24 protein-coding genes are annotated in these 26,866 nt (G+C 64.2%); 11 read left to right on the forward strand and 13 right to left on the reverse strand.

Annotated features, from left to right (window positions below; genetic code table 11):
- From F2P46_RS07935 to F2P46_RS07945, 3 genes are all read right to left on the reverse strand, one after another.
- Window positions 1-267, reverse strand: a complete 267-nt coding sequence (locus F2P46_RS07935) for a PP0621 family protein (protein ID WP_166887195.1) — start codon at window positions 265-267, stop codon at window positions 1-3.
- Window positions 264-1,067, reverse strand: coding sequence for an inner membrane protein YpjD (locus F2P46_RS07940; protein ID WP_166887209.1), 804 nt, complete (start codon window positions 1,065-1,067; stop codon window positions 264-266). The genes F2P46_RS07935 and F2P46_RS07940 overlap by 4 nt, the downstream gene beginning before the upstream one ends.
- A 174-nt stretch (window positions 1,068-1,241) precedes the next feature.
- Window positions 1,242-2,228, reverse strand: coding sequence for an ABC transporter substrate-binding protein (locus tag F2P46_RS07945; protein WP_166887212.1), 987 nt, complete (start codon window positions 2,226-2,228; stop codon window positions 1,242-1,244).
- Window positions 2,229-2,491: 263 nt separating this feature from the next.
- On the opposite strand from F2P46_RS07945, the gene F2P46_RS07950 reads away from it, so the two are divergent.
- From F2P46_RS07950 to F2P46_RS07960, 3 genes are all read left to right on the forward strand, one after another.
- Window positions 2,492-4,357, forward strand: a complete 1,866-nt coding sequence (locus F2P46_RS07950; protein ID WP_166887215.1) for a hypothetical protein — start codon at window positions 2,492-2,494, stop codon at window positions 4,355-4,357.
- A 124-nt stretch (window positions 4,358-4,481) separates the two neighbouring features.
- On the forward strand, window positions 4,482-5,852 hold the full coding sequence (ffh, locus tag F2P46_RS07955; RefSeq protein ID WP_166887218.1) for a signal recognition particle protein: 1,371 nt from the start codon (window positions 4,482-4,484) through the stop codon (window positions 5,850-5,852).
- A gap of 304 nt (window positions 5,853-6,156) precedes the next feature.
- The gene (locus tag F2P46_RS07960; protein ID WP_099875175.1) at window positions 6,157-6,570 is read left to right on the forward strand and encodes an SWIB/MDM2 domain-containing protein; all 414 of its coding nucleotides are present in this window, start codon (window positions 6,157-6,159) and stop codon (window positions 6,568-6,570) included.
- 83 nt (window positions 6,571-6,653) lie between these two features.
- Here the strand turns inward: F2P46_RS07960 and F2P46_RS07965 are convergent, their stop codons facing one another.
- The 4 genes from F2P46_RS07965 to F2P46_RS07980 form a co-directional block, all read right to left on the reverse strand.
- Entirely contained in the window at window positions 6,654-8,042 is a 1,389-nt protein-coding gene (locus tag F2P46_RS07965; protein ID WP_166887221.1) for an alkaline phosphatase, read from the reverse strand.
- A 40-nt stretch (window positions 8,043-8,082) separates the two neighbouring features.
- On the reverse strand, window positions 8,083-9,522 hold the full coding sequence (locus tag F2P46_RS07970) for an alkaline phosphatase (RefSeq protein ID WP_166887224.1): 1,440 nt from the start codon (window positions 9,520-9,522) through the stop codon (window positions 8,083-8,085).
- 433 nt (window positions 9,523-9,955) lie between these two features.
- Window positions 9,956-10,561 (reverse strand): lytic transglycosylase domain-containing protein, encoded by a 606-nt coding sequence (locus F2P46_RS07975; protein ID WP_166887583.1) that lies wholly within the window; start codon window positions 10,559-10,561, stop codon window positions 9,956-9,958.
- An 11-nt stretch (window positions 10,562-10,572) separates the two neighbouring features.
- A complete protein-coding gene (locus F2P46_RS07980; RefSeq protein ID WP_166887227.1) occupies window positions 10,573-12,306 on the reverse strand; it encodes a proline--tRNA ligase in 1,734 nt (577 codons plus the stop codon).
- A 204-nt stretch (window positions 12,307-12,510) separates the two neighbouring features.
- Here F2P46_RS07980 and F2P46_RS07985 point away from each other — a divergent pair, with 204 nt between their 5' ends.
- From F2P46_RS07985 to F2P46_RS07995, 3 genes are all read left to right on the forward strand, one after another.
- Window positions 12,511-13,119 carry an RNA pyrophosphohydrolase gene (locus tag F2P46_RS07985; protein WP_166887230.1) on the forward strand — a complete coding sequence of 203 codons (609 nt, stop codon included), beginning with the start codon at window positions 12,511-12,513 and terminating at the stop codon, window positions 13,117-13,119.
- 87 nt (window positions 13,120-13,206) lie between these two features.
- A complete protein-coding gene (locus F2P46_RS07990; protein WP_166887233.1) occupies window positions 13,207-14,730 on the forward strand; it encodes an aspartyl protease family protein in 1,524 nt (507 codons plus the stop codon).
- 231 nt (window positions 14,731-14,961) lie between these two features.
- Window positions 14,962-15,387, forward strand: coding sequence for a DUF1841 family protein (locus F2P46_RS07995; RefSeq protein WP_166887236.1), 426 nt, complete (start codon window positions 14,962-14,964; stop codon window positions 15,385-15,387).
- 17 nt (window positions 15,388-15,404) lie between these two features.
- Here F2P46_RS07995 and F2P46_RS08000 read toward each other — a convergent pair whose 3' ends face one another.
- The 5 genes from F2P46_RS08000 to F2P46_RS08020 form a co-directional block, all read right to left on the reverse strand.
- Window positions 15,405-16,880 (reverse strand): amidohydrolase family protein, encoded by a 1,476-nt coding sequence (locus F2P46_RS08000; RefSeq protein ID WP_166887239.1) that lies wholly within the window; start codon window positions 16,878-16,880, stop codon window positions 15,405-15,407.
- A 50-nt stretch (window positions 16,881-16,930) separates the two neighbouring features.
- Window positions 16,931-18,136, reverse strand: coding sequence for a helix-turn-helix transcriptional regulator (locus tag F2P46_RS08005; RefSeq protein WP_166887261.1), 1,206 nt, complete (start codon window positions 18,134-18,136; stop codon window positions 16,931-16,933).
- 5 nt (window positions 18,137-18,141) lie between these two features.
- Window positions 18,142-19,662: a SulP family inorganic anion transporter gene (locus F2P46_RS08010; protein ID WP_166887264.1), complete on the reverse strand. Its 1,521-nt coding sequence runs from the start codon at window positions 19,660-19,662 to the stop codon at window positions 18,142-18,144.
- A 96-nt stretch (window positions 19,663-19,758) separates the two neighbouring features.
- Window positions 19,759-20,100 (reverse strand): cytochrome c, encoded by a 342-nt coding sequence (locus F2P46_RS08015; RefSeq protein WP_166887267.1) that lies wholly within the window; start codon window positions 20,098-20,100, stop codon window positions 19,759-19,761.
- 10 nt (window positions 20,101-20,110) lie between these two features.
- Window positions 20,111-20,431: a cytochrome c gene (locus F2P46_RS08020; protein ID WP_126076226.1), complete on the reverse strand. Its 321-nt coding sequence runs from the start codon at window positions 20,429-20,431 to the stop codon at window positions 20,111-20,113.
- A gap of 176 nt (window positions 20,432-20,607) precedes the next feature.
- Between F2P46_RS08020 and F2P46_RS08025 the strand changes: the two genes are divergently transcribed.
- The 5 genes from F2P46_RS08025 (at window position 20,608) to F2P46_RS08045 (ending at window position 25,684) form a co-directional block, all read left to right on the forward strand.
- On the forward strand, window positions 20,608-21,474 hold the full coding sequence (locus F2P46_RS08025) for a MoxR family ATPase (protein ID WP_166887269.1): 867 nt from the start codon (window positions 20,608-20,610) through the stop codon (window positions 21,472-21,474).
- The gene (locus F2P46_RS08030) at window positions 21,474-22,079 is read left to right on the forward strand and encodes a GNAT family N-acetyltransferase (protein ID WP_166887272.1); all 606 of its coding nucleotides are present in this window, start codon (window positions 21,474-21,476) and stop codon (window positions 22,077-22,079) included. The genes F2P46_RS08025 and F2P46_RS08030 overlap by 1 nt, the downstream gene beginning before the upstream one ends.
- Window position 22,080: 1 nt before the next feature.
- Window positions 22,081-23,250 carry a VWA domain-containing protein gene (locus F2P46_RS08035; protein WP_166887275.1) on the forward strand — a complete coding sequence of 390 codons (1,170 nt, stop codon included), beginning with the start codon at window positions 22,081-22,083 and terminating at the stop codon, window positions 23,248-23,250.
- A gap of 129 nt (window positions 23,251-23,379) precedes the next feature.
- Window positions 23,380-24,561, forward strand: a complete 1,182-nt coding sequence (locus F2P46_RS08040) for a cation:proton antiporter (protein ID WP_166887278.1) — start codon at window positions 23,380-23,382, stop codon at window positions 24,559-24,561.
- A gap of 1 nt (window position 24,562) precedes the next feature.
- A complete protein-coding gene (locus tag F2P46_RS08045; protein ID WP_166887281.1) occupies window positions 24,563-25,684 on the forward strand; it encodes a YbdK family carboxylate-amine ligase in 1,122 nt (373 codons plus the stop codon).
- 103 nt (window positions 25,685-25,787) lie between these two features.
- Here the strand turns inward: F2P46_RS08045 and F2P46_RS08050 are convergent, their stop codons facing one another.
- Window positions 25,788-26,798: a type 1 glutamine amidotransferase gene (locus F2P46_RS08050; RefSeq protein ID WP_229509157.1), complete on the reverse strand. Its 1,011-nt coding sequence runs from the start codon at window positions 26,796-26,798 to the stop codon at window positions 25,788-25,790.
- Between the last annotated feature and the right edge of the window lie 68 nt (window positions 26,799-26,866).

The following is a 26,866-nucleotide window of genomic DNA, read 5'->3' on the forward strand; positions in this document are numbered from 1 at the left end:
TCAGGCCGGCGGCAGGTTGGCGTGCTCGGGGCTGCAGTACGCGCGGCCGTTGGCCGTGACCGCTTCCGACTCCGGGAAATACACATGGCAGTGCGCGCACTCGACGGTGGCGCCCAGTTCGCGCATCAAAGGCGCCTGCGGGCCGGCGCCGGGGTAGCCGGGGTGCCCGGGCGGCGGCGTCATCTCGCGCAGCTTGCCGCGAATCTTGCTGCGAATGGCCGCGATGACCAGCACGATCAAGCCGATCCAGAACAGAATGCGCATCATGCCAGGCCCCGGTGCAAAATTACTTCAAGAACGAAACGGCTGCCGACATAGGCCAGCACCAAGGTGGCGAAACCGGCCAGGGTAAAGCGCAGCGCGGTCTTGCCGCGCCAGCCGCGCCAGCGCCGCCCGGCCAGCAGCGCGGCGAACAGGAACCACGACAGCAGCGCAAAGACGCTCTTGTGATCCCACTTGAGCACGGTGCCGAACAACTGTTCCGAGAACACGATCCCCGACAGCACGGTCAGGCTGAGCAGCACGAAACCGATCCAGATCAGGCGGAACAGCAATTTTTCCATGGTCAGCAGGGCCGGCAGCTGGTCGAGCGCGCTGGCCAGCCAGCCGGCTTGCGGGTTGCGCGCATGCAGGCGCGTTTCCTGCAGCGCCATCAGGACCGCGTGGAAGGCGGCGATGGTCAAGGTGCTATAGGCCAGGATGGCGACCGCGATATGCCAGCCGAACGCCGGCGCGCGCCCTTCGAGCAGCAGCACGCTGCCCGGGAACACGGCCGGCAGCAGCGCGGCGGCGGCGGCGCACGGCATCACCAGGCGGCGCAAGCCGTCGAGCGCGAAATTGCGGTTTTCGATCCAGTAGGCCGCCACCGAGATCCACAGCGCGGCCGAGATCATGAGCGCGAAGCCGATCCGCACGCTGCCGGGCGCCATCATGTCGAGCCAGAGGGCGGCGCCATGCAGCAGCCAGGCCACGGCCGTGACGGCGGAGATGAGCGAACCCCGGGGCGAGGGAAGAAGGGCGCACACCGCGTACAGCAGCGCCGCTGCGATAAGTAAGTAAGTCTGCATTGTGCAAGTTTACACTATCGGCGCCTGCCGGCGGGGACGGCGTTTGAATCGATGGCGGCCATGCGTAACGCGGCGTCGGGCGCCGACCTTGGACGCCGACCTTGGACGCCGGCCTTGGACGCCGGCCTTGGACGCCGGCCTTGGACGCCGACCTTGGACGCCTGCGTTGGGCCGCTACTTCATGCCCGCGCTTTTCTTGGCCGCCTCGAGCAGGTCGGTGCGCACCCAGTCGGTCGCCAGCGGCGGGCGCGCCATGCGTCCCACCCCGGTCTTGAGCATGGTGTCGGTGGTGACCTGGATGTGGGCGGCCGTCACATCGAACGCATACGGCGAATTGGCGATCGCGTCCGCGAAGTCGTCCTTGCTGATCTGGCCCTTGAACATCGTTTCGCGCACATACTTTTCGGCCAGCGCCGGCTCGCCGATGAAGGTGCGGGTGGCCTGCACGAAGCAGCGCATGAATTTGCCGGCCAGCGCCCGCTTGCCGCCATAGAAAGCTTCGGTCATCACCATGGTGCGCACCGGCTCGCCGATCGGGGTATCGTAGGGTTTCAGCACTTCCACCCCGAAACCCTTGTTGATCGCTTGCGAGGATTGCGGTTCGGACTGCATCATGGCGTCGATATTGCCGCCCATCAGCGCCTGGTTCAGGTCGGCGAACGGCAGGTAGATCAGCTGCACATCCTTGCCGGGGGCGCTGTCGGCGCTCATGCCGTGCTGTTGCAGCTTGGCCATCAGCAGCACTTCCTGGATGGCGCCGCGCGTCACGCCCACCTTCTTGCCTTTCAGGTCGCGCATGCCCTTCACGCCCAGCCCGGCGCGCGCCCCCAGGCGCGCGCCGCCCCTGGCGAAACCGGCCACCACCATAATCGGCGCCCCGCTGGCGCGCCCCGAAATAGCGGCCTCGGACGCCGTCGCGCCCACGTCGAGCTCGCCGGCGATGATGGCCTGCATCACGTCGAGCCCCTTGGCGAAGATTTTCTCTTCGACCCGGATGCCGCAGGTGGGCGCGATTTCCTTGATGTACGAAACGGCGCCGAAATGCGCAAGTTTGAGGTTGCCGAGCCGGACCACCTCCTGCGCCTGGCTGCCGGCGGCGACGCACAGCGCCGCCAGTGCCAGGGTCGTGCGAACGATGTTGCAAATCAGCTTGCCTGTCATGCCAATCTCCGGTCAATAGTGCAGGGTCGATGGAAGCGGGTTTGATTTCCCTGTGGAAATATATCGCGACAAGCCATCGCGCTCCAACGACTGGCGCAAGCTTGCTGCCGAGAACCCACGCACACGCATGGGAATGAGACAGGGGCGCCCATGTCGCCCGCGCATCAGCAAAGGACAGGCGCTACAACAGTTCCTCAGAAATATTACGTATCGATAAATATTAACTGAATATAATGAACGAACTTGCCCACGAGGATTTCGTCATGACTGTACGCACCTTCAAATTACGCCGGATGACGCTCCAGATGGGTGCCGCCACATTGCTGGCCGCCTGCGGCGGCGGTAGCGACCCCGCCGCCGCGCCCGCCCCTGCGCCGACGCCCACGCCCCCCGTCCCACCGCCAGCGCCGGCCCCGGTGCCCACGTTGAGCCTGATTGCCGGCGAGCACGGCAACACCGGCCGCGCCGACGGCGCCGGAGCGGACGCGCGTTTCAGCCGCATCTTCGACGCCGACATCGACAGCAAGGGCACGATCTACGTCAGCGAGCCAAGGCGCCTTGGCAGCGGCGCGGACTATTACTCGGGCTATGCGGTGCGCAGCGTCGAGCGCGGCGGCATGGTGCGCACCATGTATGCCGACCCTGTCGACGATCAACACGACCCCTGGCACGACTATGACGGCCCCCGGTTGTCCATCGACGCGCGCGACCAGGTCTATTGCACGGTCCTGAGCCAGACGCTCGCGCTGGGCAAGGATGGCACGGCGACGCCCCTGCCATTCGGGCGCGGCGGCGGGCGCCGCGTCACCAGCGCCAGCGGCATCGGCTACCGCATTACCACGCATGAAATCCTGCGCGTCGAGGCCGACGGCAAGGAAACCCTGCTGGCCGGGTGCTCGCCCTATTCCGCCCCGGACGCCAACGACGTCACGCCGCCACCGCGCCCGTGCGCGACGGAAGGCCCGGGCGTGGGCGTGGGCGTCGAGTGGATCCGCGTCGACACCGTCACGCTCGACCCCGCCGGCAACCTGTACTTTGCCGATGAGACGCGGATCCGCAAGATGACGCCGCAAGGCATGATCAGTACCGTGGCCGGCGTCGACTGGACGCCCGAGCGGCAAAGCGCGCGCGACGGGCAAGGCGGCGCCGCGCGCTTCGCCAATCCGGCCAGCATGGCCTACCACGACGGCCAGTTGCTGGTGATCGATCATTTCGTGCTGCGCCGGGTCAGCCTGGACGGCGTCGTTACCACCAGCGCGATCGCCTTGCCGGAGGCACGCGCCCTGCTGGCCGATCGCGAGGGAACGCTGTTCGTGGTGTTCAACCAGCATATCTCCATCCTCGGCGCGGACGGCAAGTTGACCTTGTTTGCCGGCAAACCGAACCTGTCGGAGACCGCGGTCGACGGCATCGGCGCGGCGGCCCGCCTGCGCGGCCCGCATGGGCTGGCGCTCACGCCGTCCGGCACCCTGTACGCCATCGAGCGTCCCGTGCTGCGCCACGACACCCTCGGCGCGTTTCCCGTCAGCGGCATCCACCTGCGCAAGATCGCGCCCGACGGCAGCGTCACCACCCTGTTCCGGGCCGGCGGCATCGCCAGCGGGATCGCCGCCGACAAAGCCGGCAATATCTATATCTCGACCGTGGCCAGCTACCTCGAAGCGTCGCCGTCCGGCCAAGAAATCGTCATGCTCAGCCCGGAAGGCGAATGGCGTGCGTATGTCGGCACGACCGCTAACGGCGCCAGCAGGGGCGCCATCTTCCAGGCGCCCTATATTCTCGGCTTCGACAAGGAGGGCGACTTGTATGTCCGGGATGCGCACAAGGTCTTGCACCGCGTCACGCCGCAACGCTATGTCATCCCCGTCAAAACCGGGGTACCGCCCGAGGTCGGCGCGGCGTTCGACGAGGCCGGCAACCGCTATGTGACCGACGCCGCCGCCAACACGGTCACCCGCATCACGCCGGCGGGCGTATCGACCATCGTGGCCGGCAAGGCCGGACCGGCGCTCGCCATCCCCGGCGCCGCCCCCGTCACCCTGGATAATCCCCGCGGCATCGTGCGGATCGGCGCCAACAGCTACGCGCTTATCTCGGGCAACGCCATCGTCAAGCTGACCTTGCCGTAAAACGGCGCGCGCGCAGCCTTCCCCGGAGCGGCCCGGCGCCGGTCTTTTTTCCTTCGGACATAGGGTAAAATGACGCCACAACCGGCGCGTGCCGGCATCGCCCTATATATTAGTCAGGTCTGCCATGCTAGATAACTTAACCCAACGCCTTGCCAAGGTCGTCAAGACCATGCGCGGTGAGGCGCGTCTGACCGAATCGAATACCGCCGAGATGCTGCGCGAAGTGCGCCTGGCCCTGCTCGAAGCCGACGTGGCGCTGCCCGCCGTGCGCGAGTTCATCAGCCGGGTCAAGGAAAAGGCCCTCGGCGAAGAAGTGCTGGCCTCGCTCAGCCCGGGCCAGGCCTTGGTCGGCGTGGTCCAGCGCGAGCTGGGCGCGCTGATGGGGGCCGACCTCGGTCCCGAAGCGTCGCAGCTGAGCTTTGCCCAGCAGCCGCCGGCGATCATCCTGATGGCCGGTTTGCAGGGTGTGGGTAAAACCACCACCGTCGGCAAACTGGCCAAGTACCTCAAGGAAGAGAAAAAGAAAAAGGTTCTGACCGTCTCGGCCGACGTCTACCGTCCGGCCGCGATCGCCCAGCTCGAATCGGTGACCAAGCAGGTCGGCGCCGACTTCTTCCCGTCCGCCGCCACCGACAAGCCGGTCGACATCGCCCTGGCCGCGCTCGACTGGGCCAGGAAGCACTACCACGACGTGCTGATCATCGACACCGCCGGCCGCCTGGGCATCGACGAAGCGATGATGCAGGAAATCTCGGCCGTGCACGCCGCGGTCAACCCGATCGAAACCCTGTTCGTGGTCGACGCCATGCTGGGGCAGGATGCGATCAACACCGCCAAGGCCTTTAACGACGCGCTGCCGCTGACCGGCATCGTGCTCACCAAGCTCGATGGCGACTCGCGCGGCGGCGCGGCGCTGTCGGTGCGTCACATTACCGGCAAACCGATCAAGTTTGCCGGCGTATCCGAAAAACTCGACGGCCTGGAAGCGTTCGACGCCCAGCGCATGGCCAACCGCATCCTGGGCATGGGCGACATCCTGGCGCTGGTGGAAGAAGCGCGCAAGGGCGTCGACAGCAAGGCCGCGGCCGACCTGGCCAACAAGATCAAGGTGGGCGGCCGCTTCGACATGAACGACTTCAAGTCGCAGCTGGGCCAGATGAAGAAGATGGGCGGCATGTCGAGCCTGATCGACAAATTGCCGGCGCAGTTCCAGCAAGCGGCCGGCGGCGCCAACATGGACCAGGCCGACAAGCAGGTGCGGCGCATGGTCGGCATCATCGACTCGATGACGCCGGCCGAGCGCGCCAAGCCGGAACTGATCAAGGCCACGCGCAAGCGCCGCATCGCCGCCGGCGCCGGCGTGCAGGTGCAGGAAGTGAACCGCATGCTGGCGCAATACGACCAGATGCAGGCCATGATGAAGAAATTCAAAGGCGGCGGCATGATGAAAATGATGCGCTCGATGAAGGGCATGATGCCGGGCGGGATGCGCTAAGCAATCTGCATCCAGGACTGTTCCCGCCAGCCCCGGACCGTCAAGCCGTCGCCCCCGCGACGGCGGGGGCCCAAGTTGGCTGCGCAGCGAAGAACTTGGGCCCCCGCCTGCGCGGGGGCGACGGTTCAACGGTTCTTCTCCCCGATCCGTCAAAATCGCCCTTCTCGGGCCATCGTTCTGCCTTTTCCCTATGAAAACGCCGAAAAATTCTTGAAAAACACTTGCGTCATCGGTAAATCCCCACCAATATAAGCCGTGCGATGAATTGCGCAATTTCCCATGTGTTCGTTAAGGAGGCTTGAAGATGGCAACAGCCAAAAAAACCCCAGCAGCAGCGCCAGCAAAAAAGGCCGCCGCAGCTAAGCCAGCCGCAGCGGCAAAGCCAGCAGCAGCGAAGAAAGCCGCTCCAGCAAAAGCTGCGGCAGCACCAAAAGCAGCAGCCGCAAAAAAACCGGCAGCAGCCCCACGCAAGCCGAACGCCGCGTTCATGAAGGCGATGACTCCGTCCGCCGTCCTGGCAGCCGTGGTTGGCGCAACGCCGCTGCCACGCACCGAAGTGACCAAGAAAGTCTGGGACTATATCAAGAAGCTCGATCTGCAAGACGCGGCCAACCGCCGCATGATCAATGCTGACGACAAGCTCAAAGCAGTCTTCGGCGGCAAAGCGCAGGTATCGATGTTCGAAATGACCAAACTCATTTCCGACCATCTGAAATAAAAACAGTTCGCCTGTCCAAGCCGGATTACAAAAAGCCCCGTTCTTTCGAACGGGGCTTTTTGTTTGCGGGTCGCGTCAACACATCAGAAACCGAAGGCCGCCTTCATCAGGTGGAACACCTTGGTATTTTCCATGGTCCCCTTGAACAGGCCCGCCCCGGCGCCGGTGGCGAACAGCTTCACATCGCCGCCGCCATGGGTCTCGCCCTTGAGGCGCACGCCGGTCTCCTGGTGATAGGCGTCGCCCAGCGCCGTGGCGCTGTCGACGTCAAGCCGTTGATGCGGGCGGTTCGGGCCATTGCCGAACACCAAGGTGGTAAAGGTCTTGCCATCGGCATCGCGCGCCGGCGCGCCATCGTCCACATTGCGCACCAGGTCGAGGATCGGGTTGCCGCGTTTGGCGTAGCCGTTCATCACGATCGTGTGATCATGGTCCGCCGTGACCACCAGCAGCGTATTGCGCAGGCCAGGGTCGAGCGCCTCCATCTTCTCGAGCGCGGTCTTGATGGCGTCGTCGAAATCGACCGTTTCGGCCAGCGCGTTCTTGACGTTGGTATCGTGCAGCGCATGGTCGATCTTGCCGCCTTCGACCATCAGGAAAAAGCCCTTCGGATTGGGCGCCAGCAGATCGATCGCCTTGGCCGTCATCTGCGCCAGCGGCGGCTGGCCGGCGCGCCGCGCCAGCGCGTAATCGAGGTGGCTCACGTCGCTGTAGATGCCGACGAATTTCTTACCGACTGGCGCAGCTTGCATCTGATCCGCATTCGCCGCCACCGTGTAGCCCTGCGCCGCCAGTTCGGCCATCAGGTCGCGCCCGTCGGCGCGGCCCAGCGCATTGCGCGCCGCGTCGAACGGCGTGAAGTGATTGCGCCCGCCGCCCATCAGCACATCGACGCCGTCTTTCAAGGCCGGATTGAAGCCGGCGCCGCCCGGCACCACCTGCGCGGCGATCTGGTAAGCCATGTCGCGCTCGCACACGTGCGAAAAAGTCGATGCCGGCGTGGCATGGGTCAGCTCCGTGGTCGTGATCGAGCCCACCGACTTGCCGGCCGCCTTGGCCAGTTCGAGGATGGTGGCCGCCGCGCGCCCGTTCCCGGCGGGGCAGGCGTCGATGGTGGCGTTGCCGTTGGCATCCTTGCGTGGGGCGAACGGCTTGGCGTCGGCCATCGAGATCACATCGTTATTGATCTTAATGCCGGTCATGTAAGAACCCATCGACGGTGCGCTGTCGGTGGTCTGGGCATCGTTCGAATAGGTCTTGATGCGCGCCGAATGCGGCATGCGCTCGAAGTGGAGCAAGCCCTCCTCCTTGTAGCGATAGATGCGCGCGGCGGTGATGGTGGTCGGGCCCATGCCGTCGCCGAGGAAGAAGATGATGTTCTTGGCGGCAGGCTGGGGGGCCGCGCCGGCCAGGGATGGCGCCAGCGCGCATGCAGCGGCCAGCAGGAGCAAGGGAAAGCGGGAAGGCGTCATGGTGACTCTCATTATGGTGACTTTACAAAGGGGGCGCCGCTTACCAGCCGGCGGCCGCCTTGATCAGTTCAAACACGCGGGTGTTGTCGATGGTGCCGCCGAAGCGCGCGGCGCCCGCGCCGATCGCCCCCAGGTACACATCGGTGCCGCTGTGCGTCTCGTAACCGGGCTCGGTGCGCACCACCGCCTCCTGGCGGTAGTCGTCGGCGCTGACCTGGGCGCTGGTCAGGTGCGGGACCGCGCCGCGGCTGCCCTGCACCCGGTGCTCGCCATTACCGAAGCCGATGATGGTAAATGGCGCGCCATCGGCATCGAGCTTGATCTCGTTGTTATCGACCCGGCGCATCAATCCCAGCACGCCCGGTTCGGTCGGCGTGGTCTTGCCGGTGCGGCGCGCATAACCGTTCAGGAGCAGCGAATGATCATGGTCGGCGGTGGCCACGATCAGCGTGTTCTTCAAGTCCGGATCGATGGCGCGCATCTGCGCGATGGCCGCCTTGAGGGTATTGTCGAAGACGACCGTCTCCTGCAGGGCGCGGCGCGCGTTCGAGTTATGCAGCGCCAGGTCGATCATGCCGCCCTCGACGACCAGCAAGAACCCCTTCGGATTATTCGCCAGGATGCCGATGGCTTTGCCGGCCATCTGGGGCAGGGATGGCTGTTTGGCCGCATCGCGCATCGAATCGAAACTCAGGTCGTGCGGGGCGAACAGGCCGACCAGCGGAGCGCTGGCGCTGGTATCGACGGCGTTCAACTGGGCGCTGTCGGAAACGGTGCGCACGCCCTGCGCGGCCAGTTCGGCCAGCAGGTCGCGCCCGTCGCTGCGCTTGCCGCCTTTGGCGGTGCTGGTGAAGTAGTCGCTGCCGCCGCCGAGCAGCACATCGAGGCCGCGCGCGCCCAGGGCCGCGTTGTAGCCGGCGCCGCCGGGAACGAGGGCGGCGGCGATATCGTTCTCCATGGCGCGATGGCACACGTGCGCGAACACCGCGCCCGGGGTGGCATCGGTAACGCGGGTGGTGGTGACCACGCCGACCGACATGCCGCGCTGCTTGGCCAGTTCGGCCAGGGTGGCGACCGGGCGCCCGGCGCCGCAGCGGCCGGCCAGCTTGTTACCGGAGGCGTCAAGCGCGGGAGCGCGGGCCGGCGTATCGGAGCTCATCGACAGCACATTGTTATTGACCTTCACCCCGGTCATATAGGCCGACATGGACGCGGCGCTGTCGGTGACCTGGGCGTCGTTCGAGAACGTCTTGACGAACGCCGATTCGGGCAGGGTATCGAGGGTCAGCTCGCCCTCTTCGCCGACGGCGTAGATGCGGGCGGCGGTCAGGGTATTGATGCCCATGCCATCGCCGAGGAAGAAGATGATGTTTTTGGCTGGGGCGTGGGCGTCGGTGCTGGCCTGGGACGTCGGCTGGACGCTGGCGCATCCCGACAAGACCGCCAGCGCGGACGCTGCGGCAAGAAGAGTCAATCGCATGTGCACTTTCGTGAGCTCTGAGAAAAAAGGCAGTCTACACCCCCGACCGCCGCCGTGGTGCCGGACTTCAGCAGGTACTCACCTGCAAAATTTGATAGCTAGCTGATCGTCTAGTCCCGAACCGGGGTCTGACCTCTGATTCGAAACTTTCGGCTAAAGCGCCTACAACCGCCCTCCAAACTTCCTACAACCGGGGTCAGAGCTTTAATTCGAAAGATTTCATGCAAGCTCGCGTTTGAGGCGAACGAATACGGCCGTAAAGGTCAAAACCGCCCCTCTCCCAAGGAGAAAGACGGTTTTTCGTTTCAATTGGCATCCTTGCGATGCGCTAGCCTGGCAATTAGTTTCAGATTAAAGCTCTGACCCCGGTTGTGAGGCTGGGAAATATTTCGAATCAGAGGTCAGACCCCGGTTGTAGGTGGGGTCTGAGTTTTTAGGTAGGAAATTTCCACTTTTCCCAGGCGGCGAGTACCGCGTTGGGGTAGGCGGGCTTGCCTCGGCTGCCGTTGTAGCGGCCCAGCGCCAGGTACAGGTTGCCGTTTTCGATGTCGAGGTACATGCGCAGGATCGAGCAGCCGTAACGCAGGTTGGTCTGCATATTGAACAGCTTGCTGCGGTCGCTGTCGCCGATCGCGTTGGTCCAGAACGGCATCACCTGCATGTAGCCGCGCGCGCCCACCATCGATACCGCGTACTTGCGGTACGCCGATTCGACCTGGATCAGCCCCAGCACCATGCCCGTATCGAGACCGGCACGGTTCGATTCGTACCAGACCGATTGCAGGAATTCGAGCCGCACCTGGTCGTCCGGCAGCTTGCGCTTGAGCCGGTCCGACATGGTCGAGAGCCATTGCTGGTAGCGCACCCGCCCCGCCTCGTCGCGAAACACCGGCTGCGGCGGACGCGTGTCCTTGATCGCGTTCGACAAGGCCACCCGCACCGAGTCGGCCATCGCCTCCTCTTTCTGGTTGCCGGCCCACGCGGCCCAGGACCAGAGCAGGCCGGCCACCAGCACCGCCTGCGCCAGTCCATTCACCATGACCGAAGCGCTCACTGGCTCAATTTGCCTTTGATGAACAGGGCCATGCCGGCCACCGGCACGGCGGTCGCCTCGGCATCGCGCCGGCCCTGGTATTCGAGGTTGCCTTCCTTCAGGCCACGCTCGCCAATCACCACGCGGTGCGGCACGCCGATCAGTTCCCAGTCGGCGAACATGGCGCCCGGACGCAGGCCGCGGTCGTCGACGATGACGTCCACGCCCGCCGCTTGCAGCGCCGCGTACAGGCTCTCGACTTCGGTCTTGACCATCTCGCTGCGGTCCATCCCCATCGGGCACAGGACTACTTCGAACGGCGCGATCGCGGCCGGCCAGATGATGCCCTTGTCGTCGAAATTCTGCTCGATCGCCGCGCCCAGGATGCGCGTGACGCCAATCCCGTAGCAACCCATCTGCAGCGGCGCAGGCTTGCCGTTTTCGTCCAGGAACGTCGCTTTCATGCTCTCGGAGTAGGAAGTCCCGAGCTGGAACACGTGACCGACTTCGATGCCGCGCTCGATCGCCAGCACGCCTTTGCCGTCCGGCGAGGCGTCGCCTTCAACCACGTTGCGCAGGTCGGCCACCAAGCCTTCGGGCAGGTCGCGCACCCAGTTGGCGCCCGTGTAGTGGAAGCCTTCTTCATTGGCGCCGCAGACGAAATCGGCCATGTTGGCAACAGTGCGGTCGGCCACGATGGTGACCGGCTGTTTGGTGCCGATCGGCCCCAGGTAGCCGGGAATGCTGCCGTAGCAGGCCAGGATCTCGGCTTCGGTGGCGAAGCGGTGCCCGGCCAGGCCAGGTACCTTGCCGACCTTGATTTCGTTCAGATCATGGTCGCCGCGCAGCAGCAGCATCCAGTTTTCCAGCACCGGTTTGCCGGCGACTTCTTTTTCGACCGTCAGGGCGATGGTCTTGACGGTCTGGTTCAACGGCAGCTTGAGCATCTCGGCCACGGCTTCGCATTTGGTCGCGCCAGGCGTGGCGGTCTTGGTCAGGGGCGCAGTGGCGGCGGCGCGCGCGGCGGCCAGCGGCAGCGCTTCGGCCGCTTCCATGTTGGCCGCGTAGTCGGACGTCGGGCAGTAGACGATGGCGTCTTCGCCGGTGCTGGCAATGACGTGGAATTCGTGCGAGCCGGAGCCGCCGATGGCGCCGTTGTCGGCCGCCACCGCGCGGAATGTCAAGCCGAAGCGGTTGAAAATGGCGGTGTAGGCGTCGTACATGATCTTGTACGAAGCCTTCATGCTCGCTTCGTCGCGGTCGAACGAGTACGCATCTTTCATGGTGAATTCACGGCCGCGCATCAGGCCGAAACGCGGACGGCGCTCGTCGCGGAACTTGGTCTGGATGTGATAAAAATTGAGCGGCAACTGGCGATAGGACTTGATCTCGGAGCGCACCACGTCGGTGATGACTTCTTCCGAGGTCGGCTGGATCGCGTATTCGCGGCCGTGGCGGTCTTTCACGCGCATCAGTTCCGGACCCATCTTTTCCCAGCGGCCGGTTTCCTGCCACAGCTCGGCTGGCTGCACCAGCGGCATCAGCAATTCGATGCCGCCCGCCTTGTTCATTTCGTCACGGATAATCGCTTCGACCTTGCGGATCACGCGTAAGCCGGTCGGCATGTAGGTGTAGATACCGGAGCCGAGGCGCTTGATCATTCCTGCGCGCATCATCAGCTGGTGACTGACGATTTCAGCGTCGGAAGGTGCATCTTTTAAAGTTGAAATAAAAAAACGGGAGGCACGCATATCGGTGAATTCTTTTTAAAAAGAGAGGGTTATAATCAACCTAATTTTAAAGGATTAGCTGGCTGATGCGTCCAAATCTTATACAAATGGACCCGTTTGACGCGGTTCCTGCCGTTTTCGTACCCCGAAAGCCGGGCGGGGACCAGAATTTGTGGGTAAATATGTAAAGAAGGCGCGCGCTGGCAGAAAGTTTCGAGGTGCACTATGCTCGATCGTGAAGGGTTCCGGCCCAACGTCGGCATCATCCTGCTAAACGCCCATAACGAGGTGTGGTGGGGCAAGCGGGTGCGCGAGCACTCGTGGCAGTTCCCGCAAGGGGGCATTAAATACGGTGAGACACCGGAACAGGCAATGTATCGCGAACTGGAGGAAGAAATAGGGTTGCGTCAGGAGCATGTGAAGATTGTGGGACGTACCCGCGACTGGCTGCGCTATGAAGTACCCGACCATTTTATCAAGCGCGAGATTCGCGGTCATTACCGCGGGCAAAAGCAGATCTGGTTCCTGCTGCGCATGTGTGCCCGTGATAACGACGTCAACCTGCGCCTGACCGACCATCCCGAGTTCGACGCCTGGCGCTGGCACGATTACTGGGTGCCGCTCGATGTGGTCATCGAGTTCAAGCGTGATGTGTACCAGCGTGCCTTGCAGGAGTTGTCGCGTTTCCTGACCTGGCCGGCCAACGGCGGCCATACGCACGAACGGCGCCACACGGCGCGCTACCTGCGCCAGCCGCACGCGCCACGCCAGCCCTCTCCGGAACAGCCTTGCACCCCGGAACCGCAACTGGTGCTGGTGCCGAGCAAGGACTAGCAACCGACCCAAAACGGCGCTTCACGGCGCCGTTTTTTCGTCTGTCACCTTGCATTTTCCACAAGTGGGCAGAGTACAATCCGTCCCATGCCTATTTTCCGCTCCTCCGGCCGCGCCCTGCTGCTGTCGGCCCTGTGCCTGGCGGCGCCCGCCAGCGCCCTTGCCGCCCCGTCCACCACCTGCACCTTCGTCCAGCAGCAGCAGGTGCCCATCAGCTTGCGCGGCCTGGCGCTGCAGCCGGCCGTGCAAGGCAGCATCAACGGCAAGCCGGCGCTCATGCTGCTCGATACCGGCGCCTTCATGACCATGCTGACCCGCACCGGCGCCGAGAACCGCAAACTGGCGCTGCGCTCGGGCGGCGGCCGTAAAGTGCTGGGAACGGGCGGCAGCAGCGCGCTCTACCTGGCGAGCCTGGACGACTTCACTGTCGGCCCGAGCGGCGGCGGCAAGATCACCCTGCCGGTCCTCGGCGAGATGGGCACCACGCCCTGGTACGACGCGATCGTCGGCGCCGACTTCCTGATGCAGTCCGATCTCGAAGTGGCCCTGGCCGACAAGGTGCTGCGTTTTCACCGTAGCGACAACTGCAACGACGACAATCTGCTGTCGTACTGGGACGCGCAGGCCATGATGGTGCCGATGACGGGCGCCAGCCGCAAGGCGGGCACGCCGCAGGTGGACGTACAGGTCAACGGCGTGACGCTCTCGGCGATTCTCGACACCGGCGCGGGTGTCAGCTCAATTACCCAGAGCGCGGCGCGCCGCGCCGGCGTCACCACCGACATGGCGGACGTGAAGCGCAACGGCTTTTTCATCGGCGCCGGCGGCGGCAGGGCGGCGCGCTGGAACGCCGTCTTCAAGACCTTCACCATCGGCGACGAGACAGTGCGCAATGCCGATATCGCCATCGCCGAATCGCTCAACCGCGAGTACGGGCAGGTCGATGTCATCCTCGGCACCGACTTCCTGCGCGCGCACCGGGTCTTGTTTGCCAACAGCCAGCGCCGCGTTTACCTGAGCTACCTGGGCGGCGAGGTGTTCGCCAAGCCGGGCAGCGGCAACCTGGCCCTGGTGCGCAAGGAGGCCGACGGCGGCAACGCCGACGCCCAGTACATCCTGGCGCGCGACTACTACAATGGCGCGCGCCTGCCCAAAGACCAGATCGAGGCCCGTGCGTGGCTCGACAAGGCGGCCGCGCAGAACCATCCGGCCGCGCTGCTGCTCACGGCACGCCTGCTGCGCGAAGCCGGCAAGCCGCAGGAGGCGGTTACGCGCCTGCGCGCCGTCCTGGCCGGCAAGCCCGACAAGATCGAGCTGGACCTGGAACTATTCCTGGCCCAGCTCGAGGCCGGCGAGCGCGAGGCCGCGAAACGCGAGCTGGCGGCGGCCACCGACACGCGCTGGCCGGCGCCGGTGGCCGCCTTCTACCTGGGCCGGATCGACGCCGCCGCGCTGATGGCCGCCGCCCGCGACGGCAGCACCCAGGAGCGGGCGCGCGTCTGCCAGGCCGGTGGCTACATCGCGTCGCTGCAGCGCGGCTCGGGCGAGCTGGCGCTCGCGCACCAGACCATGGAAAGCATCAGCGACGCCTGCAAGCCGAGGAAAAACTAGCAGCCTGTCGGACTTGGGGAGTCGAAGCGAAAAAATAGCTGGGCGAGGCCAGATTTTGACGATTTCGCAGTGCCAATAGCGAGCTATTGGCCGAGAAAGTGGCGAAATATGGACCGTCCCAGGTATTTTTGCAGCCGACGATCCCAAGTCCGACAGGCTGCTAGCCGCAGCGACGAGGGCGCGGCGATGGCGGTACAATGTGGCCTACCTCATTTGCCCGCCCCGCCAATCATGTTTACCCCATCCTCCGACGACGTTCGCCGCTTTTTCTGCGAAGCCTACCGCAAGCAGCGCAGCGGCGACATTCTCAGCCCGATGGACGCCATCGCCGCCGACTGGATCGTCCAGCATCCCGAGTATGCCGACGTGCTGTCCGACGCCGAAGCGGCGCTGGCGCGCGATTATTCGGTCGAGGGCGGGCAGGCCAATCCGTTCCTGCACTTGTCGATGCATCTGTCGATCGCCGAGCAGGTGTCGATCGACCAGCCGCCGGGCATCCGGGCGGCCTGCAACGCGCTGACCCAGCGTTTGGGGGCGCATGACGCCCATCACGAAATCATGGAATGTCTGGGCCAGATGATCTGGACTTCGCAGCGCAACGGCGTGCCGCCCGACAGCGTGGCGTACGTCGAGTGCGTGCGTGCGCGCTGCGCTTGATCCGGTCCGCGCTAACGCTATGTATTATCCGCCGCCAGCGCCTCGCGCGCCGTCTGCTCGCCCCGCACCCACACCGTCAGCACGCTGTCATACGCGCTCACATCCTCCAGCGGCGAGGTTTTCATCAAGAGCAGGTTGGCGGCCTTGCCCACTTCGATCGATCCCAGTTCCCCATCGAGCTTGAAGGTGCGTGCATTGTTGATGGTCGCCGCCTTGAAAATCTGCGCCAGCGACATGCCCGCCGCATGCAGTTGCCGCATCTCGCGATAGCCATTCAAGCCCGGTAAATTGCCATAGGTCGGCGACGATGGCGTATCCGACCCGAACACGAAGTTGGCGTCGCGCCCGGCCAGGTAGGCCACCACCGCGCGCTGGCGCCGCAGCGGCCCTTCCATCGACTGCATCACGGAGGCGTCAATCTCGCCTTCGGTCACTTCCGGCTTGAACCACTGCCCTTGCGGCGTTGAAAACCAGGCCAGCAGCGAGGCCGGCACCACCTTGCGCAAGGCGGGATCGTTCAGATAATCCGGCTCCACATACGCGCGCAAGCCATACAGCACCTGCATGGTCGGCTGGTAGCCGGTGCGCTGGTCGACGATCTTGTCGAGCAGCGCCTTGATCTCCGGCGGCAGGCCGGCCCGCCCGTTCAGCGCTCCCCAGTGCCACATACCGTGCGCCAGCACGTCCGCCCGCCCGGCCACCGCGAACGACTGCGCTTCGAACGAATTGGCGTGCGTGACGAGCACCTTGCCGGCCTGCGTGGTCGCGGCCCGCACTTCAGCAAATTTGGCGGGGCTCATCACCGGCAGGTTGCGGTCGGCCCCGAAACCGCGCTCGAAGTGGGTTTTCACGCAGATGCCGCCGGCCTTGGCCACCCGCGCCACCCCCGCCGCCACGGTGTGCGCCGAGGGCGCAAACTGCTCCGGCACCGCGCTCGGCATGGCCGGATCGAACAGGTAGTTGCCGAAGCTCTGGAAGCGTTTATCGGGCGCGTAGAACGACATCGGGTAGCCGTTGGCCAGCACCAGCGGCTCGCCGCAATGGAATACGTCGGGATGCAGCGGCGCCTTGCGCAAGCGCTCGATCACGCCGTAATCCGACACGGCCAGGTCGATCACGGTGGTAAAGCCGTAATACAGGAAGGAGCGCGGCAGCTGGCGGAAGTAAGCCTGGGCCATGCTGTCGCCGGACGCGCCCTGCTCCATGCTCATGCCCGGCACGGCGTGCAGGTGCACGTGCGAGTCGATCAGGCCGGGGGTGAGGTAGTAGCCTTTGCCATCGACCACGCTGGCGCCGGCCGGGGCGGGGCTGGACGGGCCGCGCTCGACCCGGGCGATGCGCCCGTCCTCGATCAGCACAGCGCCCGTTTCGACGCGGTCGAGCTTTTCGGGCGAGACCAGTTTGACGTTCGAAATCCAGATCTTGCCGGCGCCAACGGCCGGGGTGCACAGCAGCAGGGTGGCCAGAAAGGCCGGCAACAGGGTAGGTTTCATCAAATCTCCGTGGCGTTAAGTAAAGGGGCGAATGGACCCATTTTCACGCTTTAGCCCGCGGCAGTCGTCCCAGATGATGATTCGGTACCTGTCCTGGCGCCGCCGCGGCGAAATTCGGACGGGGTCAGGCCGGTCTGCTTTTTGAATGCGCGGTTCAGGGTGGTCTTGCTATTAAAGCCACACGCCAGCGCCAGCTCGAGGATGCTGGCATTGGCCTGCCCGGGCGCCAGCAAAACCACTTTGAGCGCATCGACCCGGTAGCGGTTCAGGTATTCCTGCAAGTTGACGCCACAGGCATCGTTGATCAGCTGCGACAGTTCGTGCGGCGTCATGGCCAGCAGCGCGGCCAGTTCGTCGAGCGTCAGTTCGCCGTTGCGATACACCTGGTCGACTTCCATGCACCGTTTCAGTGCATCGAGAAAGCTGGCGCGGTCCGGTTCCGACAGCCGTTTGTTGGCGTAGCGCGGCGCCGGTTCCGGTTCCGGTTCCGGTTCCGGTTCCGGTTCCGGTTCCGGTTCCGGTTCCGGTTCCGGTTCCGGCAACGGCGCAGGTATCGGCACCTGCGCGCGATACCCGAGCGGCAGGCGAATCGCCAGGAACGCGGTGGCGTAGACAAAACAGGCCAGCGCAATGGCGCCGAGCGCGTCCGACGACAGCGGCAGCGCCACGTCGAAAAATTCGATGCCGAAGGCGGCCACACTGCCAGCGGCGCCGATCACCCAGATCTTGGCCAGGCGCGCCAGGCCGCCGGCCAGCGGACCGCCGGCGGCGCCGCGCATCAGGCGGTAGCTGGCGACGACATAACAGACAAACATCGCCGTCTTGACCAGCACCGACAGCCCGATATACCAGGGCAGCACCGGGCGGTGCTGCATCCAGGCCAGCTTGGCCGCGGCGCTTTGCAGGTAAAACGGCAGCATGGCCACTGTCGCCAGCAGAAACGGCGCGCCGTGGAGCCAGTCGCGCGCGGCCAGGCGCCGTTCGGTCAGCGCGCTGCGCAGATATAAATACAACAGCGGTCCGCTCAGCAAGCCAATGGTGGCAATCGCCAGGGCGCTGTGCGGATAGGTCGTATATAAATGGTTGATGCCCAGCCAGGCGTGCCCGATGACCGCCACGCTCCCCAGCAGCAGCGCCGCCAGCAGGCGGTTGGCCCCGCGCAGCTCGGCCTGGCGCGCCGCCAGCAAGGCGATCGCCAGGAACACGCCCTGCCCCATCGCCAGCAGCAGGAGTACGGAGAGCGCGCTTTGCGTCATGATGCTCAGGCCAGCTTGTCGTCGGCGACGCGGTAGCGCGGGTCCTCGGCCAGGTTCACCTCGATCATGTCGCGCGCATTTTCCAGCAGTTCGCGGCAATCGGGGCTCAGGTGGCGCAGGTGCAGGCGCTTGCCGGCCTGGCGGTAGCGCAACGCCAGCGCGTCGATGGCCTGGATCGCCGAATGATCGACCACGCGCGCGCGGGCAAAATCGACCACCACGTCCTGCGGGTCGTCCTTGGGGGCGAACAGCTGGTTGAATTGCGCCACCGAGGCGAAAAACAGCGTTCCCTCCAGTGCATACACTTTGGCCCCCTGCTGGTCCGGATGGATGCCGACCCGGATGCGCTTGGCGTGCTGCCACGCGAACGCCAGCGCCGAGACGATCACGCCGGCGACCACCGCAATGGCCAGGTCGAAGATCAAGGTCAGCACGGCGACCAGCAGGCCGACCGCGATATCGGCGCGCGGCACCTTGCCGAACAGGCGAAAGCTGCCCCAGGCGAAGGTTTTCTGGCACACCACGAACATCACGCCGATCAGGGCGGCCAGCGGAATGCGCTCGATCCATGCGGACGCGAACAGGATGAACGAGAGCAGGAACACGGCGGTGGCGATGCCCGACAGGCGCCCGGTGGCGCCGTTGTTGACGTTGATCATGCTCTGGCCGATCATGGCGCAGCCGCCCATGCCGCCGAACAGGCCAGTGACCACGTTGGCCACGCCCTGCGCCATGCTTTCGCGGTTCGGCTGGCCGCGCGTGTCGGTCATGTCATCGATTAAGGTGAGCGTGAGCAGCGACTCGATCAGCCCCACCGCGGCCAGCACCAGCGCGTACGGGAAGATGATGCGCAGGGTCGCCCAATTGAGCGGCACGTCGGGCAGGTGAAAGGCTGGCAGGCCGCCCTTGATCGAGGCCAGGTCGCCCACCGTCCTGGTATCGATACCCAAGGTCGCCACCAGCACCGACACCAGCAGGATGGCGGCCAGGGTCGAGGGAATCGCGCGCGTTACGCGCGGCAGCAGGTAGATCACGGCCATGGTCAGCGCCGCCAGGGCGAGCATGGTATACAGCGGCGCGCCAACCATCCAGTGCCGCGCGCCGTCGGCACCAAGCACCTTGAAGTGCCCGAACTGCGCCATGAAGATCACCATCGCCAGCCCGTTCACAAAGCCGAGCATGACCGGATACGGCACCATGCGGATGAATTTACCCAGCCGCGCGGCGGCGAACAGCAGCTGCAAAAACCCCATCAGCACCACCGTGGCGAACAAATATTCGACCCCGTGCGAGACCACCAGCGCCACCATCACCACCGCCAGCGCACCGGTCGCGCCCGAAATCATGCCCGGCCGCCCGCCGATGGCCGACGTAATCAAGGACACCATGAAGGCGGCGTACAGGCCGGTCAGCGGCGACACATGCGCCACCAGCGCAAAGGCGATCGCCTCCGGCACCATGGCCAGCGCCACGGTCAGGCCGCTGAGCAGGTTCGATTTGAGGTAGTGGGGCGACAAGGCAGGCAAACGCGGCTCCGTAAGCGGGGTACCAATACAAAACGCCCTCCCCTTCCCGATAAAGAGAAGGTGGAAGGCGCCCGGGGTGCTGCGGGTGGGTGCCGCTTAGCGCTGCAGCACCAGTCCCGAAGGAAGGCTGTGCAGGTAGGCTGCCAGGTCTTCGACATCTTTACCGGACAATGGCTTGGCGAAGCCGCCCATGATGGCGTTGTTACGGCCGTTCGGGCCGTCGCCGCGCTTGTAGGCGGTCAAAGCGTGCTTCAGGTATTCGGCGTGCTGGCCGGCCAGCTTGGGGTAGCTCGGGTCGGTCGCCTTGGTGTAGTCGGCGCCGTGGCAGGACGCGCAGTTGTATTTCTTGGCCAGGGCTTCGCCATTGGCGATATTGCCGCCGGCGCTTGCGCTCAGGGATACAGCGCCGCAGAACAGGGCGATCATCAGTTTTTTCATGGCTCTGTCCTTATTTTTTCACTTGCTGCGAGTAGTAGGCAGCGACGTCGGCGATATCCTGGTCGGTCATGCTGCCGGCCACACCGCGCATCGAAGGATGTTTGCGGTCGCCCTTTTTATAGGCGTTCAACGCGTTTTCGATGTACTTGGCCGACTGGCCGCCAATCATCGGCACCGGATAGACTTCGGGGAAAGTCGCTTTGTAACCGGGGATGCCGTGGCAGCCGATACATTGTTCAACTTTGGCAGCCTTGGCGTTTCCAACGATGTCCGCTGCGGCGGACACGTTCGCGACGCAGGCGAGCACGAGGAGTGCGATGAGTTTTTTCATGGTGGCGAGGGTAAGTGATAATCGGGTATCGCACGTGCAAACTTATTATGTTTTGCACTATCAACCTGAGAGTTTAACCGAACTGACGTGACGCGTCCACTTCCACGGTGTTGCAGTGCCGCCCTTCCGGTTCTGGCATATACTCGAAATAATTCCACTTTTGACCATACACGCACATGCACGCATCGACTTCGCAGGCGCACCGCTTCCAGGGCTCAAGCAGTTACGTCGCCACCGCCGACCTGAAACTGGCGGTCAACGCCGCCCTCACCTTGCAGCGTCCCTTGCTGATCAAGGGCGAGCCGGGTACCGGCAAAACCATGCTGGCCGAAGAAGTCGCGGCCGCCCTGAACATGCCGCTGATGCAGTGGCATATCAAGTCCACCACCAAGGCCCAGCAAGGCCTGTACGAGTACGACGCGGTGTCGCGTTTGCGCGATTCGCAGCTCGGCGACGAGCGCGTGCGCGACATCCACAACTACATCGTCAAGGGCGTGCTGTGGCAGGCCTTCACCGCGCCCGAGCCGGTGGTGCTGCTGATCGACGAAATCGACAAGGCCGACATCGAGTTCCCCAACGACCTGCTGCGCGAACTTGACCGCATGGAATTCTACGTCTACGAGACGCGCGAAATGGTCGTGGCCAAGCACCGCCCGCTGGTGATCATCACCTCGAACAATGAAAAAGAACTGCCGGACGCGTTCTTGCGCCGCTGCTTCTTCCACTACATCAAATTCCCCGACAAGGACACGATGGAGCAGATCGTCAAGGTGCATTACCCGACCTTGAAACAAGACCTGCTGGCGCAGGCGCTGCAAAGCTTCTACGAAGTGCGCGACGTGCCGGGCCTGAAGAAAAAGCCCTCGACCTCGGAATTCCTCGACTGGCTCAAGCTGCTGCTGGCCGAAGACATCCCGGCCGAAGCGCTGCGCAGCAATGACGCCAAGGCCATCGTGCCGCCGCTGCACGGCGCCCTGCTGAAAAACGAGCAGGACGTGCACCTGTTCGAGCGCCTGGTCTACATGTCGCGGACCAACCGCTGATGATCCAGGTCGACGCCCTCACCCTCGAGTTCAACGGGGTTCGCCTGGAACCGCTGTCGCTGGCGCACGCCGAGGGCCTGCGCGCGGCCGCCGCCGACGGCGAACTGTGGAACATCCGCGTCACCTCGGTGCCGGAGCTGCACAACGTGGAGCAGTACATCGGCCATGCGCTCGAGACGCACGACCGGCTGGCCTTCGCCGTGATCGACATCGGCAGCGGGCACGTTGTCGGTTCGACCAGCTACCACGACATCTTGCCCAAGGTCGACCGGCTCGACATCGGCTGGACCTGGTACGCCAAGAGCCGCCAGCGCAGCCATGTCAACACCAGCTGCAAACTGCTGCTGCTCTCGCACGCCTTCGACACGCTCGGCTGCGCGGTGGTCGGCCTGCGCACCGATAACTTCAACCACGCTTCGCAGGCGGCCATCGAGCGCCTCGGCGCCAAAAAAGATGGCGTGATCCGCCACAACGCCGTGCGCCGCGACGGCACCGTGCGCGACACGGTCATGTACAGCATCGCGCGCGGCGAATGGCCCGAAATCAAGTCGCACCTGCACTACCAGCTGCAACGCGCGGGGGCGGGGACGAGGGGGGAAACATAAGGTGCTGATCGACTTCTTCTTTACCCTCAAGGACGCCAAAATCCCGGTTACGATCAAGGAGTTCCTCACGCTCCTTGAAGCGATGCAGCGCAACGTGGTCGGCGCATCGATGGACGACTTCTATTATGTATCGCGCCTGACCCTGGTCAAGGACGAGGCGCACTACGACAAATTCGACCGCGCCTTTGCCCAGTACTTCAAGGGCATCAACGCCGCCTTCGAGACCAATGCCGCCATTCCGCTCGACTGGCTGGTCAAGCGCATGGAGCGCGAACTGTCGGACGAGCAGAAACGCCAGCTCGAAAAATTCGGCTACGACAAGTTGATGGACCGTCTGAACGAACTGCTCAAGGAACAAAAAGAGCGCCACGAAGGCGGCAGCAAATGGATCGGCACCGGCGGCACCTCCCCGTTCGGGAACGGCGGCACCAATCCGGAAGGCGTGCGCATCGGCGGCAAGGGCGGCAACCGCACCGCCGTCAAGGTGTGGGAACAGCGCGCCTACCGCGACTACGACGCCGAACGCGAACTGGGCACGCGTAACATCAAGGTAGCGCTGCGCCGCCTGCGCAAGTTCGCGCGCGAAGGCGCCGAAGATGAACTGGCGCTCGACGCCACCATCCACGCCACCGCCAACAACGCCGGCTTCCTGGACATCAAGATGCGGCCCGAGCGCCGCAACAAGGTGAAGGTATTGATGCTGCTCGACGTGGGCGGCTCAATGGACGACCATATCGAACGCACCGAAGAACTGTTTTCGGCGGCGAAGACGGAATTCAAGAACATGGAGTTCTTCTACTTCCATAACTGCGTCTACGACTACCTGTGGAAGAACAACCGGCGCCGCAACGCCGAGCGCTTTCCGACCTGGGACATCCTGCGCAAGTACCCGGCCGACACCAAGCTCATTTTCGTCGGCGACGCCACCATGAGTCCCTACGAAGTGCTGCATCCGGGCGGCTCGGTCGAATACAACAACGAAGAAGCCGGCGCCGCCTGGCTGGCGCGTTTTTGCCATGCCTTCCCCAAATTCGCCTGGCTCAATCCCGAGCAGGAAGGCGTGTGGCAGTACCGCCAGTCGATTTCGGTGATCCGCCAGATTGTGAGCAACCGCATGTTCCCGCTGACGATCGACGGCCTCGAGCGCGCCATGCGCACCTTGAGCAAATAGCTTTTTGCGACGCCGCCTGGGGCGCCCGCTTGCACTTTGGGCAATATTTTTCGTTATGCGGAATCGTGCGCACGGCCTCGTCTTGTAGAATCTTGGCGCACCCATCGACCGGTGGAACGAAAGGAATTCATGCCCGATCTGCTGACGATCCTCACCAATCTCGCCTGGCCCTTCGCGATCTGTATCGCCTGGATGGCCGGCGAATTCGGCAAGCGCTGGACCGGCCTGCCGCGCATCAGCTTCTACGGCATTGTCGGTTTTGCGCTGGCCAGCACCCAGATCGGCGTGCTGCCCGCATCGACCTCCGGAACGGGCACGGTCCTGTTCATGGCCGACGTGGCCTTCGGCCTGATTTTGTTCGAACTTGGCTACCGCATCAACCTGCGCTGGCTGCGCATGAATCCCTGGTTCGCCATGGCCTCGCTGGTCGAAGCGCTGGGCACCTTTGTGGCCGTGTATTTCGTCGCCCTGTGGTTCGGCGTGACCACCATGACCGCGCTGATGCTCGCCTCGCTCGCCATGTCCACCTCGCCCGCCACGGTGGTACGCATCATCAATGAACAGCGCAGCTCCGGCCAGGTGACCGAACGGGTGCTACACCTGTCGGCGATCAACTGCGTGCTGTCGGTGTTTACGTTTAACGTGATCGTCGGCTTCTGGCTGTTCCACAGTTCGTCGGACATCGGCGACGCCACCATCAACAGCCTGGTTGCGCTGTTGATCTCGGGCGTCATCGGCGCCGTATTCGGGGTGGTGGTGCCGGCCATGCTGCGCCACCTCGGCAACCTGGCGCAGGACGCCACGGTGGCCTTTGCACTGGCCGTCATCTTGATTGTCTCGATCACCTACACCATGCACCTCTCGCCGGTAATGGCCACCCTGGCCTTCGGACTGACGGCGCGCCACCGGCGCGTGGCCTTCAGCGGCGCGCAGCGCAATTTCGGCGCGCTCGGCGAGTTGCTGACCGTGCTGCTGTTCGTGTACGCCGCCTCGACCCTGGAATGGCGCGAACTGATGGCCGGCGGCGCCCTGGCGGTGACGGTGGTGATCGTGCGCCTGCTCACCAAGACGCTGGGCGTGACGGTCTTCTCGCAGCTGTCCGGCATATCGTGGCGCAAGGGCGTGCTGACCGGCCTTGCGCTCGCGCCGGTGTCGGTGTTCGTCATTTTGCTGCTCGAGCATGCGCGTTCGCGCGGGATCGACGTGCAGGAACTGCGCTCGATGGCCGCGGTGACCATGATGCTCGAAGTATTCGGCCCCATTATCATCCAGCGCGCCCTGATCTGGGCCCGCGAAACCACGGAGGCCTGAGATGGCGCTTGAACCGTTTGCCACTTCCAAGGCACTGACCTTTGGCGTGGAACTGGAGCTGCAATTGGTCAGCCTGTCGGACTTCGACCTGACCGCCGCCAGTCCCGACCTGCTGCACCTGCTCGCGCAAAAACCCTTCCCCGGCAATGTGACGCCCGAAATCGCCGAGAGCATGATCGAGATTAATTCGAGCGTGCATTCGAGCCACCTGCCGCTGCTGGCCGAACTGCTGGAGATCCGCGACATCCTGGTCGCTGCCGGCGACCGGCTCAATATCGGCTTGTGCGGCGGCGGCACGCATCCGTTCCAGCACTGGTCGGAGCAGAAAATCTATCCGAAGCAGCGCTTCCAGGAGCTCTCGTCCCTGTACGGCTACCTGGCCAAGCAGTTCACGGTGTTCGGGCAGCACGTGCACATCGGCTGCGCCTCGGGCGACGATGCGATGTTCTTGCTGCATTCGCTGAACCGGTATATTCCGCACTTTATCGCGCTGTCGGCCTCGTCGCCGTTCGTGCAGGGGCACGACAGTTTGTTCGATTCGGCGCGTTTGAATTCGGTGTTTGCGTTTCCGATGAGCGGGCGCGCGCCGTTTACATTGAGTTGGGACGAATTTGCGAATGTCTACTTTGCGAAGATGGAAGGCACCGGCATCATCAAGAGCATGAAGGATTTTTACTGGGATGTGCGGCCCAAGCCGGAGTACGGCACCATCGAACTGCGCGTGTGCGACACGCCGCTGACGGTGGAACGGGCGGCGGCCCTGGCCGGGTATTTGCAGGCGCTGTGCCGCCATCTGCTGGAGCGGCGCGAAGAACCGCCGGTGGAGGATGACTATCTTGTGTATAACTTCAACCGCTTCCAGGCGTGCCGCTTCGGGTTGGATGGGGCGATTACCCATCCGAAGACCTACGAGACGATGTCGCTGCGCGAGGATATTTTGACGACGTTGCGCAAGATGGAGCCGCATGGCGAGGCGCTCGGGAGCCTGGGGGCGCTGCGGCATTTGTCGACGGCGGCGCAGGAGGCCAGCGACGCGACGTATTTGAGAAGGCAGTACGAGGAACAGGGGAGCGCGGAAGGCATGGTGAATGCGGCGATCCGGCGCTTCAGGGGCAAGCGCTAACGTTCGTCGTTCCCGCGCCAAGGCGGCCCTCGGCGGGAACCCAATTTTCTACGCAGACCGACAAACTTGGGTTCCCGGCGGCGCGGGAACGACGGAATATCGATTACAACCGCGTCTCGCGCGCCGCCCGCAAGAATTCGTCCAGGATCGGCGTGCAATCCAACAAATCGACCCCGCCGGCCCGATGAAACTCCGGGTGCCACTGCAATCCCATCACGAAATTGGCCCGTTGATAGCGGATCGCTTCGATAATCCCATCCGGGTCCGACATCGCCTCCACCAAAATATCGCGCCCCAGGTCCTTGACCGCCTGATGGTGGATCGAATTGACCACCGGCCGCCGCACGTCCGGGAACATGCGCCCCAGCGACGACCCCGACGGAAAAATCACCTTGTGCCGGTGCGCGTCGTAATCGCTGTGCACGTGCGCGTGCGCGGCCGGCACATTGGTCGCCACGTCCTGGTACAAAGTCCCCCCGAACGCCACATTGATCAACTGGCACCCGCGGCAAATGCCCAGCACCGGTTTACCCGCATCGACGAATTCGTGCAGCAGTTCGAGCTCGTACACATCGCGCGCGCGGTCGCCGCTCCATTCGGGCCGGGTCGGGCTTTCCGAATACGTCTGCGGCGACACGTCGGCCCCGCCCTGCAGCACCAGCCCATCGAGATGGCGCGCGTAATGACGCAAGGTGATGTTACTCGGATGGAGCAGGCCGTTGGTGTTGACCGTGGGAATCATAAACACCAGCACATCGCGCGACATCACCCACTGCGCAATCGACTCTTCCAGGTACTGCAAATTCTTGCTGCGCAGGCCGGTCGAGCCAGGCTCGGGATGGAAAATCCGCGCCGAGACCCCGATGCGCAAGGTGCGTCGCATGAAGTCGCGGCCGATTTTGTCGCGCAGGTTGCGCCAGCGCGAGGCCAATACGCGGCGCGCCAGGGCCAGCGGAGTGTCGCTGTCTTTCTGGTAGCGCGGCAGGGCGTCGGCGGCGCGCCGGTCGGGAACGCGCGGAGCATGGACACCGGCGTCGGTCTCCTGGCCGGGCAGGAGAACAGGCAAAGGATCGGGAACGGCGGTGGGCAACAGGGGCTTATCGGTATCGGGCATGCCCTAAATATAGCGCTCCCATGCGGGCGCACGATTCAAAGTTGTAACAAAATTGTGACTGCCACTTC

Source organism: Massilia sp. CCM 8734 (genome assembly GCF_011682155.1).
GTDB classification, from domain to species: domain Bacteria; phylum Pseudomonadota; class Gammaproteobacteria; order Burkholderiales; family Burkholderiaceae_D; genus Telluria_A; species Telluria_A rubra.